General features: G+C 40.0%; 17 protein-coding genes and 1 pseudogene. 11 read left to right on the top strand and 7 right to left on the bottom strand.

Features of this window, described 5'->3' with window-relative positions; genetic code table 11:
* Positions 1 to 3: 3 nt before the first annotated feature.
* From F887_RS07295 to F887_RS07305, 3 genes and pseudogenes are all read right to left on the bottom strand, one after another.
* A pseudogene (locus tag F887_RS07295) lies at positions 4 to 979 on the bottom strand (aliphatic sulfonate ABC transporter substrate-binding protein).
* Positions 980 to 1,168: 189 nt separating this feature from the next.
* The gene (locus F887_RS07300; RefSeq protein WP_005294883.1) at positions 1,169 to 1,801 is read right to left on the bottom strand and encodes an FMN-binding negative transcriptional regulator; all 633 of its coding nucleotides are present in this window, start codon (positions 1,799 to 1,801) and stop codon (positions 1,169 to 1,171) included.
* Between the two features lie 18 nt (positions 1,802 to 1,819).
* A complete protein-coding gene (locus F887_RS07305; RefSeq protein ID WP_032863150.1) occupies positions 1,820 to 2,878 on the bottom strand; it encodes an AraC family transcriptional regulator in 1,059 nt (352 codons plus the stop codon).
* A gap of 143 nt (positions 2,879 to 3,021) precedes the next feature.
* Between F887_RS07305 and F887_RS07310 the strand changes: the two genes are divergently transcribed.
* Positions 3,022 to 3,792, top strand: a complete 771-nt coding sequence (locus tag F887_RS07310) for a 3-hydroxyacyl-CoA dehydrogenase (RefSeq protein WP_005294877.1) — start codon at positions 3,022 to 3,024, stop codon at positions 3,790 to 3,792.
* A 187-nt stretch (positions 3,793 to 3,979) separates the two neighbouring features.
* On the top strand, positions 3,980 to 4,552 hold the full coding sequence (locus tag F887_RS07315; RefSeq protein WP_005294873.1) for a hypothetical protein: 573 nt from the start codon (positions 3,980 to 3,982) through the stop codon (positions 4,550 to 4,552).
* Between the two features lie 38 nt (positions 4,553 to 4,590).
* Here F887_RS07315 and F887_RS07320 read toward each other — a convergent pair whose 3' ends face one another.
* Entirely contained in the window at positions 4,591 to 5,166 is a 576-nt protein-coding gene (locus F887_RS07320; protein WP_005294872.1) for a flavin reductase family protein, read from the bottom strand.
* 56 nt (positions 5,167 to 5,222) lie between these two features.
* Entirely contained in the window at positions 5,223 to 6,242 is a 1,020-nt protein-coding gene (locus tag F887_RS07325) for a helix-turn-helix domain-containing protein (RefSeq protein WP_005294870.1), read from the bottom strand.
* A gap of 279 nt (positions 6,243 to 6,521) precedes the next feature.
* Here F887_RS07325 and F887_RS07330 point away from each other — a divergent pair, with 279 nt between their 5' ends.
* The 8 genes from F887_RS07330 (at position 6,522) to F887_RS07365 (ending at position 12,956) form a co-directional block, all read left to right on the top strand.
* On the top strand, positions 6,522 to 7,538 hold the full coding sequence (locus tag F887_RS07330) for a lipase family alpha/beta hydrolase (RefSeq protein ID WP_005294867.1): 1,017 nt from the start codon (positions 6,522 to 6,524) through the stop codon (positions 7,536 to 7,538).
* An 80-nt stretch (positions 7,539 to 7,618) separates the two neighbouring features.
* Positions 7,619 to 8,650: a lipase secretion chaperone gene (locus tag F887_RS07335; RefSeq protein ID WP_005294864.1), complete on the top strand. Its 1,032-nt coding sequence runs from the start codon at positions 7,619 to 7,621 to the stop codon at positions 8,648 to 8,650.
* 242 nt (positions 8,651 to 8,892) lie between these two features.
* Positions 8,893 to 9,621 carry a HesA/MoeB/ThiF family protein gene (locus F887_RS07340; RefSeq protein ID WP_416201966.1) on the top strand — a complete coding sequence of 243 codons (729 nt, stop codon included), beginning with the start codon at positions 8,893 to 8,895 and terminating at the stop codon, positions 9,619 to 9,621.
* 56 nt (positions 9,622 to 9,677) lie between these two features.
* Complete coding sequence (locus tag F887_RS07345; RefSeq protein WP_005294859.1) at positions 9,678 to 10,976, top strand: ABC1 kinase family protein; 1,299 nt, start codon at positions 9,678 to 9,680, stop codon at positions 10,974 to 10,976.
* Between the two features lie 26 nt (positions 10,977 to 11,002).
* Positions 11,003 to 11,383 (top strand): dihydroneopterin aldolase, encoded by a 381-nt coding sequence (folB, locus tag F887_RS07350; protein ID WP_005294856.1) that lies wholly within the window; start codon positions 11,003 to 11,005, stop codon positions 11,381 to 11,383.
* A complete protein-coding gene (locus F887_RS07355) occupies positions 11,340 to 11,771 on the top strand; it encodes a 2-amino-4-hydroxy-6-hydroxymethyldihydropteridine diphosphokinase (RefSeq protein ID WP_005294853.1) in 432 nt (143 codons plus the stop codon). Before folB ends, F887_RS07355 begins: the two co-directional genes overlap by 44 nt.
* Before the next feature lie 42 nt (positions 11,772 to 11,813).
* Positions 11,814 to 12,365 (top strand): DUF2799 domain-containing protein, encoded by a 552-nt coding sequence (locus F887_RS07360; RefSeq protein WP_005294851.1) that lies wholly within the window; start codon positions 11,814 to 11,816, stop codon positions 12,363 to 12,365.
* 132 nt (positions 12,366 to 12,497) lie between these two features.
* Positions 12,498 to 12,956 carry a hypothetical protein gene (locus F887_RS07365; protein WP_005294849.1) on the top strand — a complete coding sequence of 153 codons (459 nt, stop codon included), beginning with the start codon at positions 12,498 to 12,500 and terminating at the stop codon, positions 12,954 to 12,956.
* Positions 12,957 to 13,016: 60 nt separating this feature from the next.
* Here F887_RS07365 and coq7 read toward each other — a convergent pair whose 3' ends face one another.
* Together coq7 and F887_RS07375 are read right to left on the bottom strand one after the other, a co-directional pair.
* Positions 13,017 to 13,652: a 2-polyprenyl-3-methyl-6-methoxy-1,4-benzoquinone monooxygenase gene (coq7, locus tag F887_RS07370; RefSeq protein WP_005294847.1), complete on the bottom strand. Its 636-nt coding sequence runs from the start codon at positions 13,650 to 13,652 to the stop codon at positions 13,017 to 13,019.
* Positions 13,653 to 13,655: 3 nt separating this feature from the next.
* A complete protein-coding gene (locus tag F887_RS07375; protein WP_032862910.1) occupies positions 13,656 to 14,975 on the bottom strand; it encodes an MFS transporter in 1,320 nt (439 codons plus the stop codon).
* A 162-nt stretch (positions 14,976 to 15,137) separates the two neighbouring features.
* Here F887_RS07375 and F887_RS07380 point away from each other — a divergent pair, with 162 nt between their 5' ends.
* Positions 15,138 to 17,852, top strand: coding sequence for an autotransporter assembly complex protein TamA (locus F887_RS07380; RefSeq protein ID WP_005294842.1), 2,715 nt, complete (start codon positions 15,138 to 15,140; stop codon positions 17,850 to 17,852).
* Positions 17,853 to 17,892: the final 40 nt, after the last annotated feature.

Genomic DNA, 17,892 nt, shown 5'->3' with positions numbered 1-17,892 from the left:
GGGTTATTTCACAGCTTTTTGAGCAAAACGTGGGTCTAGCAGTTGATCCACCACTTGATTGACATCGGTGCCTTTTCTAACCAAGTCTTCTTCGGTCAAGATTTTTCCTGAGCGTTTCAATGCCTTGGCATGCGTAGCCGAAGGAATGTTTTGTTCAAAGTTGGTACGGCTCAACTGTAATTGGGCAACTGGTAAAGGAAGTTTAGATTCACGCGCTAACAGCGCTGCGACTTTATCAGGATTGGCTTTGGCCCATTTTCGTGCTTGCTCATATGCTTTAATCACGGCGTCAACAGCTTCAGGACTTTGCTTGCCAAATTCTTCTTTGATACTCAAGACACAATAGCTATTAAATCCCACATTACGATAAAGCAGTTTAGCACCAGATTGAATTTGGGCTGATGCCATTAGCGGATCAAGCCCCGCCCAAGCATCAACTTGACCACGTTCCAAGGCAGTTTTTCCATCTGGGTGTTGTAAGTGTACTAATTGTACGTCGCGTTTACTGAGTCCGACCGTATCCAGTGCTTGTAAAGTAAAAAGAAAAGGATCTGTTCCTTTGGTCGCAGCAATTTTTTTTCCTTTGAGGTCTTTTAATGTCTTAATACTTGAGTTTTGAGAAACCACCAAGGCCGTCCATTCGGGTTGGCTTTGCACATAGACCGTTTTAATCGGGCTGCCATTGGCACGACTGAGTACAGCAGCCAGTCCAGCAGTCGAGGCAAAATCAATACTGTTACTATTCAGATATTCAAGCGAACGATTACTACCTTGGCTAAACACCCATTTGATTTGTGTGTTTGGCAGTGCTTTTTCTAAAAGTTTTTGATCTTTAACCACCAAACTTGTGGGGGCATAGTAAGCATAGTCAAGTTTAAGTGTTGTAGGAACAGCCGCAAAGGTTGATGAGACAAATACAAACCCCCAACGCAGAAATCAGAGCGATTTTAGATAAAGCAAGTTTTGATGTGAATGACATGATGTAAATAGAGCCGCATAAATAAAAACAATAGGCAATCTTTACATGGGCGATCTAGGTTCCAAACCGAGTTATTTCGATTTATAAATCAGGATACAAGATAAACACCAAACTAAATATAAGTCCTAATTTTATATGTGAAAAATATGGTGCTTATCTAGTGAATCAAAAATGACACATATCACAAGCCTAATCTTCAATATATTGCTGCACCGCTTTTGCCAAATTCTGATTTCCTTGTTTTTCAAGTCCATCGACAACGCCCAATGCATCCGCTTTTTCCCGATTTTGACTAAGTTTAAATTTGCCGATGATCTGGGTGATTGGAATTTCTATCCCAACAATACCTTGCAGTTCCCGTGCAATATATTCACTCGGTGCATCTGATATTTTCCATGGACTGGCTTGTTTTGCTTCATGGGTACGTGTGAGTCTGGCCAAGATGCCACGTAAAGATTTTTCATCATGCAGAAAATTAATTTTACCTTTGACATGAATCACTTGATAGTTCCATGTTGGCACGTGTTGATGGTGTTGTTGCTTGCTTGGATACCAGTTGGGTGAAATATAACCTTGCTCACCCTGAAAAATAATCAACACTTCCGCGCCATTTTCTATTTGTGTATGTAGCGCATTATTTTTAGCAATATGTGCGATCAGCGTTGCTGTTTGATTTTCCTCATCACGTAATAATTGAAAAGGCAGATGATTTGCATCTAAACCCGCATTATTCTGAGTGATCAAGCTTGCAAAAGGGAAATCTTGAATGAGCTGATATAGTTTTTCAAGATCTGTTTCTTCAAATATTTCAGGTAGGTACATGGTGAAGCTCTCTGATATTTAATCTAGGTTGCTGAGTCGATTTTTCTTATTCGGCATAGACTTTCTATAGCTACCTGGACTCACGCCTGTCCATTTTTTAAAAGCACGATGGAACGCGCTCGGATCATGGAAATGCAGATCGTCACTAATCGTTTGAATCGAATCATTGCTTTTACTCAGTCGTTCGATGGCAATATCACAGCGAATATCATTCTTCAGTTGCTGATAACTGACACCTTCTTGTTTCAAACGCCGTTGAATGGTTGCAGTCGACATATTCAATTGTAGGGCTATCTCTTTCAGTTCATCCCAGTGTGAGGGTGGTTGTAAAAGTAATTGCCGACGAATTTGCAAGCTCAAAGAGTTTTCATTTTTAAAACGCACAATGAGGTTATAGGGCGTGTGCTTTAGAAAATCATTGAGGGCATGCTTATCTTTCTTGATTTTATGTTTGAGATAATGGGCATCAAATTCGATTCGATTTTGTTCGGCATTGAAGTGAATATTTTCACAAAAACGCACCCGATAATCCTGTATCTCTACAGGTGAATGACATCTGAAGGTCATTTTATGAAAACTAATGCGTTGATCACTCAACCAGCACATTAAACTATGCACTAACATTAAATAGGTTGAATAGATAAACATCCGCTTTGGTTGTTCACGATCATGCAAGATCAGATAAGCTTTGGAACCTTGTTGCACCAGTTCACCGCGGATGTCATCGAGAACCAAACTCAAAAATTTTAAAATCTCTTGAATCGCTTGCTCTAAAGTTTCGGTACCAAATGCAAGTTTTGCTAATAATTTATAACTTCCCCGACGCATTGGATGACTATCCATACCCAAGAATTCATCATTCATGCTTTCTGCAAGTTCAACCCATAACTGCGCACATTGCGTAACAGGAACGCGCGCCTTGGTCGAAGTGAGCAGCTCTGCGGAAATGCCTGCTCGATTTGCAATATTGACAATATTTAAACCGCGACTCGCCGCTACACTCAATGCTTCGCGGATTAAAGCATTTGAAATTGTATCTTTTGCCGAAGTAAGATCGAGGTTAAAGTTTTTGTTCATATACCAATGAAATACAGGAGAATAAATAGGTCGAATGCTCAAAAGCTGCATCAAATTTGCTACTTTTTGAAATTGTATCGGAAAAAAGTTGCCATTACGCTTAGTTATAAAAATTTATATCTTTAATTTGATAGGAAACGTAAATGAAAATTCAGGGAAAACATTTTGTTATTACAGGCGGTGGTTCTGGTTTGGGAGCTGCAACAGCTGAATGCTTAGTTGCAAAGGGTGCTTCCGTCACTTTAGTGGATATGAATGTTGAAGCTGGAGAACAACAGGCCCAAGCATTGGGTACTCAAGCTGAGTTTGTAAAACTTGATGTGACTGATGAACAAGCCGCAGAACAATTTTTTAAAGATGTTGTTGCTCAACATGGTGGTTTATACGGTTTAGTCAATTGTGCAGGCATTGGCCCATCGGCAAAAGTGGTTGGAAAAGATGCTGTACATGATTTGGCAATGTTTTCTAAAACCTTGCATATCAATGTGACAGGTACATTTAATATGCTGCGTTTTGCAGCAGATGCCATGAGTAAAAATACCGTAGTTGAAAGTGATGAAGATCGTGGTGTGATTGTGAATACCGCTTCAGTTGCAGCTTTTGATGGCCAGATTGGGCAGGCTGCTTATTCTGCATCAAAAGGTGCTGTTGTCGCGATGACATTGCCAATTGCACGAGAACTGGCTCGCCATGATATCCGTGTCATGACCATTGCTCCTGGGATTATGGAAACACCTATGCTGAAAGGTTTGCCTCAAAACGTACAAGATGCATTGGGACAAATGGTACCTTATCCATCACGTTTAGGTCGCCCAGAAGAATTTGGTCGTTTGGTCGTTCATATTGCTGAAAACTCATATTTGAATGGTGAAGTAATCCGTTTGGATGGTGCAATTCGTATGGCAGCGAAATAAGTTCATTAGAATGCTCAGAACTGTATTTTAGTTAAACCGTTGTGGAGAAAGCTCCTCAACGGTTTTTTAAATTTTGACTTTGGCGTAGTTTGCTATTTGATATTGTTTCTAGATCAATTTCGTTTTAAGGTCGAGCAAGAACCTTGAAATTGATAATAAAAATGATTGAACGAAAAGGAATTGATCAATGAAATTTATCACTTGTTTATCTGTTGTTTCACTCTTGTTTTTATCGGGTTGTGTTGGGAGTATGAATCCAACAGGGGGAAACTCAAGACCCAACTATCCGTATTACATCACGCAACAACCGATGTTGGTTAAAAAAATCCATGTCCCAACTGGAACGACCTTGGTGTATGAAAAGCACCATTTCAAACAAGGTGAGCAAGCACAGATCATGTCTGAAAATAAATTGACAGATATTCGATTGCCGATTGGGCAAACCATCAATTGGGGTGGTGTGCCTGTCACCATGATTTCTCAGTTTTTTAATTCATCTATGCGTGGCTATTCTGTATATGCCGACTTTAAAAAATTGGATGTAAATAAACGAACCAGATTTTCTCAGCTATGGCAGAGTTGTGATGATGATCTAGGGATTAGCATTAAAGATAGAAAGGATTGGTCATTTAATAAAGCCAATATTGCTGATGTTCAAAGCTGTAGTGGTCTTTATCAACGTTACTTTAAAAATGACGAAGAGCAGCAGCGGTTTTTAGACAGCATCTACAGTGAGCTGATGAAGATTAATGATCAATAGAAAGGCAAAGCTTATTTGGCCTTGCCTTATATCCAAGCCTATTTTGCTCTGACTTCTTCACCAATTAAATAGAATGTACCACCTGCAATGTAATGAAGACTGCGCAACGCTTTACTGGCTTCTTGGAAGTGCCAGTGCCCATCGCGGAATACACGTGAATCGGCCCAAGCGCCTACCACCGAACCGATAAATAAATCATGGGTCTGTTGATTATGTGGCTCAGGAATCACCTTACAGATCAGCCAAGCCAGACTGCCTGCAACCAGTGGAATAGGAAAATCATCTTGATAAAATAGTTCAGTTTTACAATCTTGCAATTTGTTCGGCTGATCAAACTGACTGATCGTTCCCAATTGATGCACCATGTCAATCTGCGCATAGCAGGGTACTTGCAAAGCAAAATAGCCACTTTGTTCAACCAGTTGTCGGGTCTTTGTGCTTTTATCCAACACCACAGTGACTTTAGCGGGTGTTAACTCTAAAGCACATGCCCAAGCCGCTGCCATGACATTGGTTTCTTGCTCATGCTGTGCAGAGACTAAAACGGTTGGACCATGGTTGAGTAGACGATAAGCTTTAGAGAGTTCAACAGCGGTAATATCTTGTGTGTGCATACAACATCCGAAAGATTGATATATCAGATTATTGTTGCATAAACTTGTGCAAAGTTTTATTCAATTTCCCAGCGCTTAAAAGCACGATTAAAACTTGAAAGGGATGAATACCCCAGTTTTTTTGCAACTTCATCTTTGGTCATAAACGGGTTAAGTAGTAATTTTTTAGCTTTTTCTCTGCGAACTTCATCATACAGGGTTTGAAAGCTGATATTTTTTTCCTGCAGCATTCGCTGCAACGTTCTTTTAGTCAGATTGAGTCTTTGTGCGACTTGATCAATACTGAGTAAACCTTCTGTTTTATCGTCAATCAAATATTTAATACGTTGCAAAATATCTTGTGTAGCAACCAATTCATCCAGTTCTTTTTGGCACAGTAATTTAAACTTTTCTGCTGTGAGGGGATCGGCCATGCTGAGTGGTGCATCTAAGAAAGTTGCAGCAGCAATCAAGCGAGTATAGGGCTGTTGATATCGTATTTCTGTAAAAGTTGAAGACAAAATGTCATTAAAGCGGACAAAATAATCTGGACATTGGCATTGTAGATCCACATTTGGCTTAAAATCTGGAATAAAAAATCTGACCAAATGGACAAAGCCTGTTAAAAAGAAAATACAGCTAAACTCATAGGCTTGCGTATCTAAATCATCGTTAAAATTAAGCAGCGAACTGTCGTAGGCAATACTGTAATAGGCGAGATCCGCTTCTACTTTAAAATTTAATTCGACAAACGAGCATTGCAAGCTTACAAATTGATTGATTGTTTCTATCGCTTCCAATGCGTTTTTTGAAATGGCAACGGTAAAACCCAGCAGGCCATGAGAGCTAATTTTTAATTGTGTCCCTGCATAAAAACCAACACCTTGTTCCTGTGTCAGTTCAATGGTTCGGGCAATGACTTTTTTAAAGGAGTTGAGACTAATTTTATAATTCAAATCATGTAGTTGATCGATCTCAACGCCTGTACCCCAAAATAATGTTTCAACAGAGACATTCCATTGTGAAACCACTTCACTAAGTAAGTGAGCATACGAGCTGCTAATAAAATGCTGATTATGAAGACGGGGAATACTCATAGTGTGAAGCAAATTCCATTTTAAAGCTGAACCAATTCATTCCGAAATTAAAGCAGTGGGAAGGATTTGAAAATGTGCATTCATCGGAATTTTTTGAATCAATCGTAATTTTGGCATGTATTGTTATGATTTTGGCACAGTTTGTTTTAGTCTAAAAATCACGCAATATTTCGAAGGAGTATAATTCTGCCAGTCGTTTGTATATTTGGAATGACTCCATATACAAATATAAAAGACTAAATCATTGTAATAAAAATGAAAAATGCTAGGAGCAACAACGTGAAGAAAAAATATTTAAATGTCATGGCGCTGATGGCAGGCATGGTGGTGAGTAGCGGATCTGTGGTACATGCAGGTTTGTTTGATTTTTTTGCACCCAAAGCATCATGGCAAAACTGTAATGTGAACTCTTGTTCAGTCGGCGGTAGCACCAGCGTTACATCGAGCTATGCAAAAACCAAGTATCCAATTCTTTTAGCGCATGGGATGGCAGGTTTCTCTGCTGTTGGTCCTTTGCAATACTGGAATGGTATTACGGAAGACTTGGTAGGTAATGGTGCAAATGTCTTTGTCGCACAGCAAGCTTCGTTTAATTCATCAGAAGTACGTGGTGAGCAACTATTGCTGCAAGCGAAACAAGTTTTAGCAATTACAGGTGCAGAAAAAATTAATTTAATTGGCCATAGTCATGGCTCTCAATCGGTTCGTTATGTAGCAAGTTTGTTGCCTAATAAAATTGCATCGGTTACAGCAGTCGGTGGTCCAACTAAAGGTTCAGATGTGGCAGACGTGGTTGACTCAGTGGTGAAATCACCTGTTGGCCCAGCACTTGCACCTATTATTGCAGCGGGTGTAAATGCCTTCTTCTCACTCGTGGGTATTGGTTCTGGACACTATTATGATCAAGATGCAATTGCGGGTTTAAACTCACTCACGACCAAAGGGTCTGCAAATTTTAACCAACGTTTTCCAGCTGGTGTACCAACGACGGCTTGTGGTTCAGGAGCAGAGCTGGTGAATGGCGTACGTTACTATTCTTGGAGTGGAACCAGCCCATTTACCAATGCTTTAGATCCGATGGATTATGCATTAACAGCAACATCACTGCTGATTTCTGGGGAAAATGATGGCTTAGTGCCACGTTGTTCGAGCCACTTGGGAACAGTGATTCGTGACAATTATGCATTTAACCATCTGGATGAGGTGAATCAAATTCTTGGTTTGGTTGGATTCTTACAGAACCCTGTGACACCGTATCGTACTCAAGCAAATCGTCTAAAAAATCAAGGTCTATAATTCTTTTGCTGAAGGGGCAATACGTTGCTCCTTTGGCTTTTAACGGTTCAAAGAAAGAATGATAAATAGAGCAAGGGATTATGAACGGTAAATTTTTGAATAATAAAACTATCAGTTTAGTTTTAATCGTGTGTTTATTGCTCTTGTTGGCTTTAATCTATTGGATATTTAAACCAGATGCTCAAAATACACAGCATCCACTTAATCAACAAACGCAATCTCAGATTATGGGCAACACATCAGAGGCTAGTCAGCAGAATAATCAGAAAGGGAAAATGCCTGTATTGGCGGCTTCATTACAAGGTACAGAGATTGACTGCCCAATTCAGGTCGACTCCAATGGCAAATTAATTTTAACGGTTGGTATTCGAAGTTGTTTTGATTATTTCTTTTCCAGTTTAGGTGAAAAAACCGAAACTGAATTGGTTGCTGATATTCGCCAGTATCTCACTGCGACTTTACCTGACACCGCATCTAGTTATGCGATTTATCTGCTAGATCAATATGTGGCTTATACCCATGCTTTAAAAAATATTAAACCGAGTGGTAATTTCAAAACAGGTGATATTGACGGTTTTCAGAAAGTGATTGATCAAATGTATAAAGTACAGCAGCAGTTTTTTAATGCAGCAGAGATCAATGCTTTATTTGGCAATGAACGTAACCTGAACCAGTTTAATATTGATCAAATGCGTATTCATGCCAATAAAACTTTGACTGCTCAGCAAAAGGCAGCTGAATTGGCGAAATTAATAGATCAATTGCCTTCGACCTTGGCCGATGGTGTTCGGGTCTCGATGCAATTTGCCGAATTGCAGCAGTTAACGCAAGAGGTTAGAGAAAAAGGTGGTTCTGCTCAAGAGCTACGGAATATGCGAGAAAGTTTATTAGGACCTGAAGCAGCAGATCGTTTAGAAAAAGTTGATCAAGAAGAAGCTGGATGGCAAACACAGGTCAATGGTTACTTGGCCGCACGTGATCAGATCTTAAAAAGTGATGCGAGTAATGAAAGTAAACAGCAGTCAATCAATCAGCTACGCAATCAGTCTTTTGGCAGTAAAGAAGATTTATTAAGAGCACAGTCGTATGAAATGATATATGATCGGAAGTAGGGAAATCGTGAGATCAGTCAGGCCTGTCGTTAAGTCTTTACGACAGGTCGTAAGTCATTAAAGAAAATACAAGACAAGGTATTGATTGAAAGGAGAAGGTTTTTAAAACAAAGGCGATTATAGTGGAATTTCTCTTTCCTCCAATCCCACATCGACTTAAAATCAGCAATACCCTTGAAGATAAAGAAGCAATTCACGTGTCAGACCATTTTGAAAACGAATTTGAGCTAAGTAATGAGGAAATGCATCTCTATAGTCGTCAGATTTTATTAGATGGTTGGGATATCGAAGCACAAGAAAAATTAAAACTCGCCAATGTACTGATTATTGGAGCAGGTGGAATAGGCTGTGCCAGTGCAGAACTACTGGCTCGTGCTGGTGTGGGTAAAATTACCATTGTCGATGCCGATACCATTGAAATAAGCAACCTGCAAAGACAGATTGCTTTTACTGCAAATGATCTTGGGCGCTATAAAGCTGAAATATTGGCAAAACGTTTGCGAGAGATTAATCCGCATATACAAGTCAGCTATCAAAATATACGATTTGATGAAACGAATGCTGATGACTTAATACAGCATCAAGATGTAGTGTTAGATGGTTGTGATAACTTTAGCACCCGTTATTTAGTCAATGCAGTATCTAGAAAACATCAGGTGCCACTCATCAGTGCTTCAGCCATCGGTTTTGAAGGGCAGATGTTTATGGTGGATGCAGACTCAGCTTGTTATGAATGCTTGTTTCCGAAAGAAGATCATGTCAATGAAGGGCTACGTTGTGCTGAGTCAGGCGTATTGGCGACCACGCCTGTAATGATGGCGTCATTACAAGCACATCACACCTTACTGTTTTTAGGGCTTGGTTTGACGCCACTAAAGCAAAAACTACTGCTTTGGAATGGCTTAAATTTATCACAACGTATTCTTAAATTTGAAAAAGATGTAAATTGTCCGATTTGTCAGGCAACTTGATCGGTAAATTGAGCAAAATTTGCTAAACTAATGCTATCTGTGAGGCAAGAAAGATTATGAAAAGAAATATTTTATTCGATGGATTACGTTCTGTTGCACGTATTGGCGAAACAGTGGTGGTTGCAGCACAAGCAGGTGTGAAATATGCAACGGAAAAACCGAGCAACGCCAAGCTTATGCGTGAGACATTTGAGTCGCTTGGTTCGACTTATATCAAATTGGGGCAATTCATTGCGAGTACGCCGTCTTTATTCCCACGTGAATATGTTCAAGAATTCCAAGGCTGTTTAGATCAAACTCCTAGCCTACCATTTAGCTATATCCAACAAGTTTTGGCTGATGAATTTGAAGGTAAAAATCTCAATGAAATTTTTAGCTTTATTGATGAAAAACCATTAGGTTCTGCTTCAATCGCCCAAGTCCATGCTGCAAGATTGGTGACTGGCGAAGATGTCGTATTGAAGGTACAAAAACCAGGCGTTGAAACCATTTTATATACCGACTTAAACGTGGTGCATTGGGCAACCAAGCTTTTAGAAAAAGCAGTACCGAAAATCAAATTTGCATCTTTGTCTGATATTGTAGATGAGATCAAAACACGTATGGTGCGTGAAGTCGATTTCATTGAAGAAGCACAGAATCTTGATGACTTTATTCAATATCTGAATATTTCGGGAAATCAAGCGGCAACTGCACCGAAGGTGTATCACCAGTTTTCGACCCGTCGCGTCTTGACCATGCAGCGTTTGTATGGGGTATCATTGACTGACTTTGATGTGGTTAAACAATATGCTAAAGACCCAACACAGGTATTGATTACAGCCATGAATACTTGGTTTGGTAGTTTAATGCTGTGCAAGAGTTTCCATGCAGATTTACATGCGGGCAATCTGATGTTGCTGGAAGATGGTCGTATTGGCTTTATTGATTTTGGTATCGTTGGTCAGTTAAAACCTGAGGTTTGGACTGCGTGTATGGCATTTATGGATGCATTACAGCACACCAATTATATCGCGATGGCTGAGAACATGCTGAAAATGGGGATGACCCATCAGAAAATTGATACTCAGGTTTTGGCTGATGATTTAGAGCGTTTGTTTAGTGGTGTGTTATTGGCAGATCCGCAAGAAATTCTGAGCTCGAATCCAGCAGATTTGAATGACATCATGATGGATATGGTGGCTGTAGGTGAGCGTCATGGGATCAAATTCCCACGTGACTTCGCGTTATTATTCAAGCAAATGTTATATTTTGATCGTTTCATGCGTGTTCTTGCACCATATACTGATATTTATGCTGACCAACGTTTAAAAATGGTTCACAATATTGAACCTGCTTCGTTTTTAAAGCATTAATTTATTTATCGGTTCATTAGGTCATTATGGATGCCATTATTATTGAAGGGCTAAAGGTTGATACTGTGGTTGGTTGTTTCAACTGGGAACGCCAAATTATTCAACCTTTAATGCTAGATCTCACCATTCATAATGACCTTTCTCAAGCGGCTGGCTCAGATGAGCTGGCAGATACGCTTAATTATGCACAAATCTGCGAGCTGGCAGCTCAAGTCATTCAAGCAGCAAAACCAAAATTGATTGAGCATGCAGCTCAGCTGGTTTTAGAGTGTCTATTTACGACATTTCCTTCAGTAGAATCGATCAGTATTACAATCCGCAAACCCGCCATCATTGCACAAGCCAATGCAGTAGGAATTCGCCTTGAACGCAACAGAAACAATTTTTGCGCTCGCACTGGCGAGTAATGTCCAGCAGCAACAAAATTTCACTTTCGCTTATCAACAAATCGCACGTTTGGGCGCAGTGGAATTTTCTCCAATTTATGAAATTCCGTGTCGAGATGGAATCGGTGCAGACTACTGGAATTCGGCTTGCTTATTAAAAAGCCGACTTAGTGTTGATGAAATATCAGATATTCTCAAAAAATTAGAAGCACAATCTGGTCGTGTTCGTCCTTCGCATCATATCAGTTTGGATATAGATGTGATTGCTTGGGGAACAACTTTGACGCATATGCAATTTAATCCAAAAAAGTTACCATTGGCCTTGGATGTTAAAATTCCGTTATACGATTTATGGCAGCACACAGATTTAGTACATCAAAGTACGCATTATCCTGTCATTACAATGTAATTCTTTAATCGCGTAACACGATAATAATAGGAAGAATTTTTCATGAAAATGATTTTAATTTTATCAACTTTAACGGTTTTACTTTCGGGCTGTGCGGCCATGAGTGTCGAGCAATGTAAAACTGCAAATTGGTTCAGTGTGGGCGAGAAAGATGGTTCTGCTGGACATGATTCACGTTTAGATAAGTACTATTCCTCATGTCAAAAAGCCAACATCGTGCCAAATCAAAAGCTGTACGAACAAGGCTATCAAAAAGGTTTGAGCTATTATTGTCGCCCTGAAACTATTTTTAATGAAGCCTTGGACGGACGTGGGGATTTCCGTGTTTGCCCGATTGAAAAGCGTGAATCTTTACGTAGCTATTATCAAGTTGCCAATGACTATTACCAAGCAGATTCAGAGTTTAATCGTTCGCAAACTGATATGAATCATTATTTAAAAGAATTAGAGCGCAAAGACCTGTCGATTAAAGATCGTGATGATTATAAAAAGCGCCTATACGATTTGCGCATTAATAGTAGTCGAGTGCAGTCTCATTATCAGGATGCAGTACGAAACTTAGAGCGTTTTAAAGCAGAACATGGCCTGAATTAATTTTTAAAAATCTCTAGATGCCAAAAACCTATGATCTCGATCATGGGTTTTTTTATTAAAACATTTGAATTACATACTCAAACATAGCGGGATGTTTAAATACTTCATCAAGGAAGCGTGAAGGAAGGATTAATGCAGACTAAATTACTTATTATTTTAGGTTTTATTGCTTATGGCAGCATGAATACGGCTTATGCTATTGACGCTAAATATAGACAGCAATTAGAACAATCGGGTTGTACCCAAGTCAGTGAAATGCAAGGCTGCGATATCAATAAGACTAAACAGGAAAATAGCAACGCAGGTTTAGCTGAGCAAGAGATTGAAACACCCAGTCCAACTGCATCGACACCAGCGCCTCAATGGATTGCAGAGAGGTCTGACGGAACTCCACTTGCATTGATCAAGATTGATCAACAGCAGCGGGTTTGGGTGAATGATACGCGTGTTATTGCTGTAAAAAAGAAAGATCAACTGACCTTCAGACAAGGGAAAATTGACTACACCATTTTTACTGATTTAGATAAACAAGCACAAAGTTTTTGGAGTGATCGTTATTCAACAGATAAAGGCAAAATCATTTTTCGATAAATCACATCATCTGCTTTAAAAAGAAAAGGGAATTACTTTGCTGCAATTCCCTTGTGTCGCTTATAGATAATAGCTGGTCTTGGTCATTAATTTTGATATGGCCGTCATGGTGATACGTACAGGTGCTGGTAAATCAACGCCTCCTGCTTCTAGGGCAGTATCGCGATGATGTAATTCATCTTCATTCATTTGTACCAAAATTTTACGTGAGCGGTCATCATGTGCTGGAAGTTGCTGAATATGCTCTTGTAAGTGTTGGCTGACTTGGCGTTCAGTTTCAGCCACAAAGCCTAAACTATATTTGTCACCTGCAATACCTGCAATTGCACCCATGCCATACGATAAACCGTACCAAATTGGGTTTAATACACTGGTATGGCTGTCTAATTCTTTTAAGCGATCTTCACACCAAGCCAAATGGTCTTGTTCTTCGATCGCAGCTTGTTGCATTTCTTCACGTACATGTGGCAGTTTTGCAGTCAATGCTTGACCATGATAGAGCGCTTGAGCGCAGACTTCACCGCTATGATTCACGCGCATTAAACCAGCAACATGACGGGCATCACTCACGCAGAGTTGTGATGGTTCATCACTGGCAGGGTTGCTGCGTTGTGCACTGGTTGCACCGGGCACCAAACTACGTAAGGCTTGATCAAACGAATGAATAACTTTATCGAGACCTGTGTAATGACGCATATATCAATCCTCTAACGTATTGGGCGCATTTTCCAATAAAGGTTTTAAGCGTTTTAATAACCAAAATGAAAAAATTGCACTTAAAACAGCGGTAATCGTAAATAAGATTTTAATATCAATTTTCAAAATGCTTAAGATTAAAATTGAGAAAATTGCGGAAGAGACCATAAAGACAGCATTTAAAATGTTATTTGCAGCCACTACACGTGCACGATGTGAACGTGGCGAATAAGCTTGCATCATGGCATAGAGTGGCACGATATAAAAACCACCGCTAATCCCCAGTAACGTCACCGCAAGCATGACATGGTAGTAGACTGCACCGAGCGTGAACATATCTTTTAAGCTGAGTAATTCACCCGTACGTTCAGGTACAAAGGCCAGACTAGCTGCCAAATATAGGGCAAACACAGTTAAGCCAATTGCGCCATATGGCACCATTTTGATATTGATGTCTGAACCGCCAATTCGTCGGCAAAGCAAAGAACCGACACCAATTCCGACCGAAAAGAAGGTGAGTAGAAGACTCACCACATTTTCAGAAGCATGTAAATTTTGCTGGGTCAGTTGTGGAATTTGGGTTAAATAGGTTGCACCATAAAACCAATACCAAGAGTTACCCAACAAAATAACGAACACGATTGGAATACTTTTCGCGTATTTAATGGTTTGATGACTGGTACGCAGGAAGTTCCAATCAATCTTTAAATCAGGTGCTGCAACTTTCTGAGGAAGGATAAAACGGCTGCATAAATAGCCTAAGCATGCAATAGTGACAACAGTCACACTAATCCAGAGCAGGTTGCCTTCTGAGGTGGCAATCACCGCGCCACCCAAAATCATCCCCAATAAAATTGCGATCGATGTTCCAGACTGGAATAAAGCATTGCCTGACATGAGTTCTTGTGGCTTGAGGATCTCAGGTAAAATGGCGTATTTGATTGGACCAAAACAGGTCGAATGGGTGCCCATTAAAAATAAGGCGAACAGCAGTAACCACAAATTTCCAAGTAGAAAGCCTGCAGTACCAATCAACATGATCACGATTTCTAATATTTTAATGAAGCGAATCAGCTGAGAACGTTCATATTTATCTGCAATTTGACCTGCAGTTGCAGAAAAGAAAAAGTAAGGCAAAATAAACAATAATGCAGCTAAATTATTTAACGTGCTGACAGGCGCAGTTTGTTGTTGAATCCACCCATAAGTGATAACCAAAAGCAGCGCTTGCTTATAAACATTATCATTAAGTGCGCCAAAGAACTGAGTGAAAAACATCGGGGCAAACCGACGTGATGTCATTAAGTGCTCGTCTTGTTTCATCGTGTGTTCACTTCATTGTGATTTATAAAAAAATGTGACGAACTGTAAAAATGTGATGAAATGCATGTATGATAGCTCTGTCTGATTGGATGAAAAATCAAAGATTTGAAGTTATTTCACCCATCAAAAACGATAAATTAAAAAACAAATTTAGAGTTTTACATGCCATCTAAAACGAAGTTTAAACAGTCGACACTGGTTCATTCTATGCATTTAATTTTTAAAATGCAGGGTTTTCCTAAACTTATTTGTAGTGGTTTCTTAATTAGTTCTTGCATATCAGTTGCTTATGCTCAGGAACAAAATCCAGTCGTGCCTGAAAATCAAGCAATTGAACAGACTGAGCAGCCTACGGAACTCGCTGTTGCTGCCGCTGCACCAACTCAGCAAGCGCAGAATACCGCAGTTGATGGAATCTTGCCGGGACAGGACAGTTTGGCTGCCTTAAAAGAGCAAGAACAATCAACGCATCAGATTAATGAATTAAAACCGATTCAGCTTGACGACAATTTAGAAAATTTGCCTGTGATTCCAGTGGATCAAAGCATGGCAAATGAAATCTTCCGTGAGGCTGAAGATGCGAAAAATGAAGCACAAGCTTATCGGGATAATACCGCAAAGAATCCTGAGCCGATCATCACTGATGCGTCACAGACTGAACTGACTGAAATTAAGCAGGCGCCGCTGAATATTGACCAGTTGATGGGGGAAATCCAAGCAGACAGTAAGATCGTGGTTGAGGCCAATGAAACAGGTAAAACATTAGCCGATTTGCAGCCTAAGTCTGATCAACCGCAGGAAAAAGTTGGATTCTTTAAGCGGATTGTAAATCGCTTCCGCCCAGAAAACTTATTAAATACGGATAAAATTCCGCGTATTACTGCCGATGTAAGCGGTGCGCCACCTATTCTTGCATTAAATATCAAGGCCAAACTATCAAGTTTCACTCAAGAATCGTTTGAAGAGTTTAATGTCGCTTTACCTCAACTTCGTGCATTGACCAATCAGGCCGCACAGGCGGTAGGTTATTACAATGCAACCTATACCTTTGTAAAAGAGAGTGATAGCAAGGTTAAGGTCATTGTGGTTCCAAATGAACCTGTCAAAATCAAAGAACAAAATATTGAATTTACAGGTGCAGGTGCAAATACACCGCAATTCCAAGTCATTCGCTTAATTCCAGAACAAGATGTGGGCGATATTTTTAATCATGGCTTATATGAAGCAACCAAAACTAAAATTACCACGGTTGCCTCTGATAATGGTTATTTTGATGCATTTTGGCGTTTACATGATGTCAAAATTAGCCAGCCTGAAAAAATAGCTGAGATTAATTTAAATTATGAAACAGGCGAGCGTTATAAGTTAAAACAAGTGGAATATCGGATGAGTGATCCGAGTAAGCCGTTGCCACTCACCCAGAAGGTTTTAGATAGCTTGGCACCATGGAAAGAAGGCGATGATTATGCGTTCTGGCGTGTCAATGCTTTGGCGAATAACTTAACCAACTCGCGTTATTTTAACTACACCTTGGTTGATACCATTAAACCGGATGCAATTCAGCCGCCTTTAGATTTACCACCTGATTTGCAAGCTTTGGTTGATCAGCAGCGAGTACAAGAATCTCAATTGATGAGTAGTCAACAGAAAGCTGATCTTGCACGCGCAAAAATTACCTCTGCTCAGGAAGTCACGCAGAATGTGGTGGATGAATCACAATTCTCGGGCGCTGAATCTGCACAGCCTGCTTTGGCGCGTTCCATGCCGATGCCGCCAGCACATGACGATGATGATGAAGAGCGTCAAAAACTGGAAGAACAAGCACGTACAGAACGAAAAATTCCTGTAGTGGTGACACTCAATGCGGATCGTCTCAATAGTCTAGAGACGGGTATTGGTTATGGAACGGATACAGGGGCACGTATTCGTACCCAGTATCGTCGTGCCATTGTGAATAAATATGGTCATTCTTTCGATGCCAACGTTGAGGTTTCAGAGATTCGTCAATCGATTGATGGTCGCTATAGTATTCCTTATAAACACCCATTAAATGACTACTTTAACCTTGTGGGTGGTTATGAACGTGAAACACGGGATGATATTGGCCCAGATGTAAATTTGTTGGTTGAGTCTGCGGTCATTGGTGGTGAGCGTGTGATTAAAAATCCACTCGGTGATTGGCAACATACTTTTGGTTTGCGTTATCGTTTAGATCGTTTAACCAAAAAAGGTGATGTTGATATCAATGAACTTCCAGATGCCTTTAAAGTCTCTGGAATTGATTCTGAGCAGGAATCATTGCTGTTAGGTTATGAAGCATCGAAGACCAATGCCAATACTCGCTTGAACCCAACCCGAGGTTTTAAACAGACCTATAAAGTTGAATTGGGGACTGAGTCTTTACTTTCAGATGCCAATATGGCAATTGTCAGTGCAGGTTGGCGCTTCATTTATTCATTGGGTGAAAACGATAACCATCAATTTGTTGGTCGTGGTGATGCAAGCTATATCTTTACCGATGACTTTAATAAAGTACCTTATAACTTACGCTTCTTTACGGGTGGTGATCAGTCTTTACGTGGATTCGACTATAAAAGTTTATCACCTGAAGAAAATGGCTATAAATTAGGTGGTCAAGCTTTAGGGGTTGGCTCATTAGAATATAACTATCAATTTAAAGATGGCTGGCGTGCTGCTGTGTTTTCGGACTTCGGGAATGCCTATGACAAACAATTTAGTAACCCAACAGAATATAGCGTGGGGGTTGGTATCCGCTGGAAATCACCAATTGGACCAATTCGATTAGATATCGCATCAGGTATTTCTAATGACAATAATCCAATTCGCTTACATTTCTTTATTGGTCCACAGCTTTAAAAACTTTATTGAGCCCTTTACGTTATAAGGGCAAAACTAT

The sequence above is a fragment of the Acinetobacter sp. NIPH 2100 genome, from assembly GCF_000369805.1.
Lineage (GTDB): Bacteria > Pseudomonadota > Gammaproteobacteria > Pseudomonadales > Moraxellaceae > Acinetobacter.
This window is presented reverse-complemented; position numbering and strand designations above follow the sequence as displayed.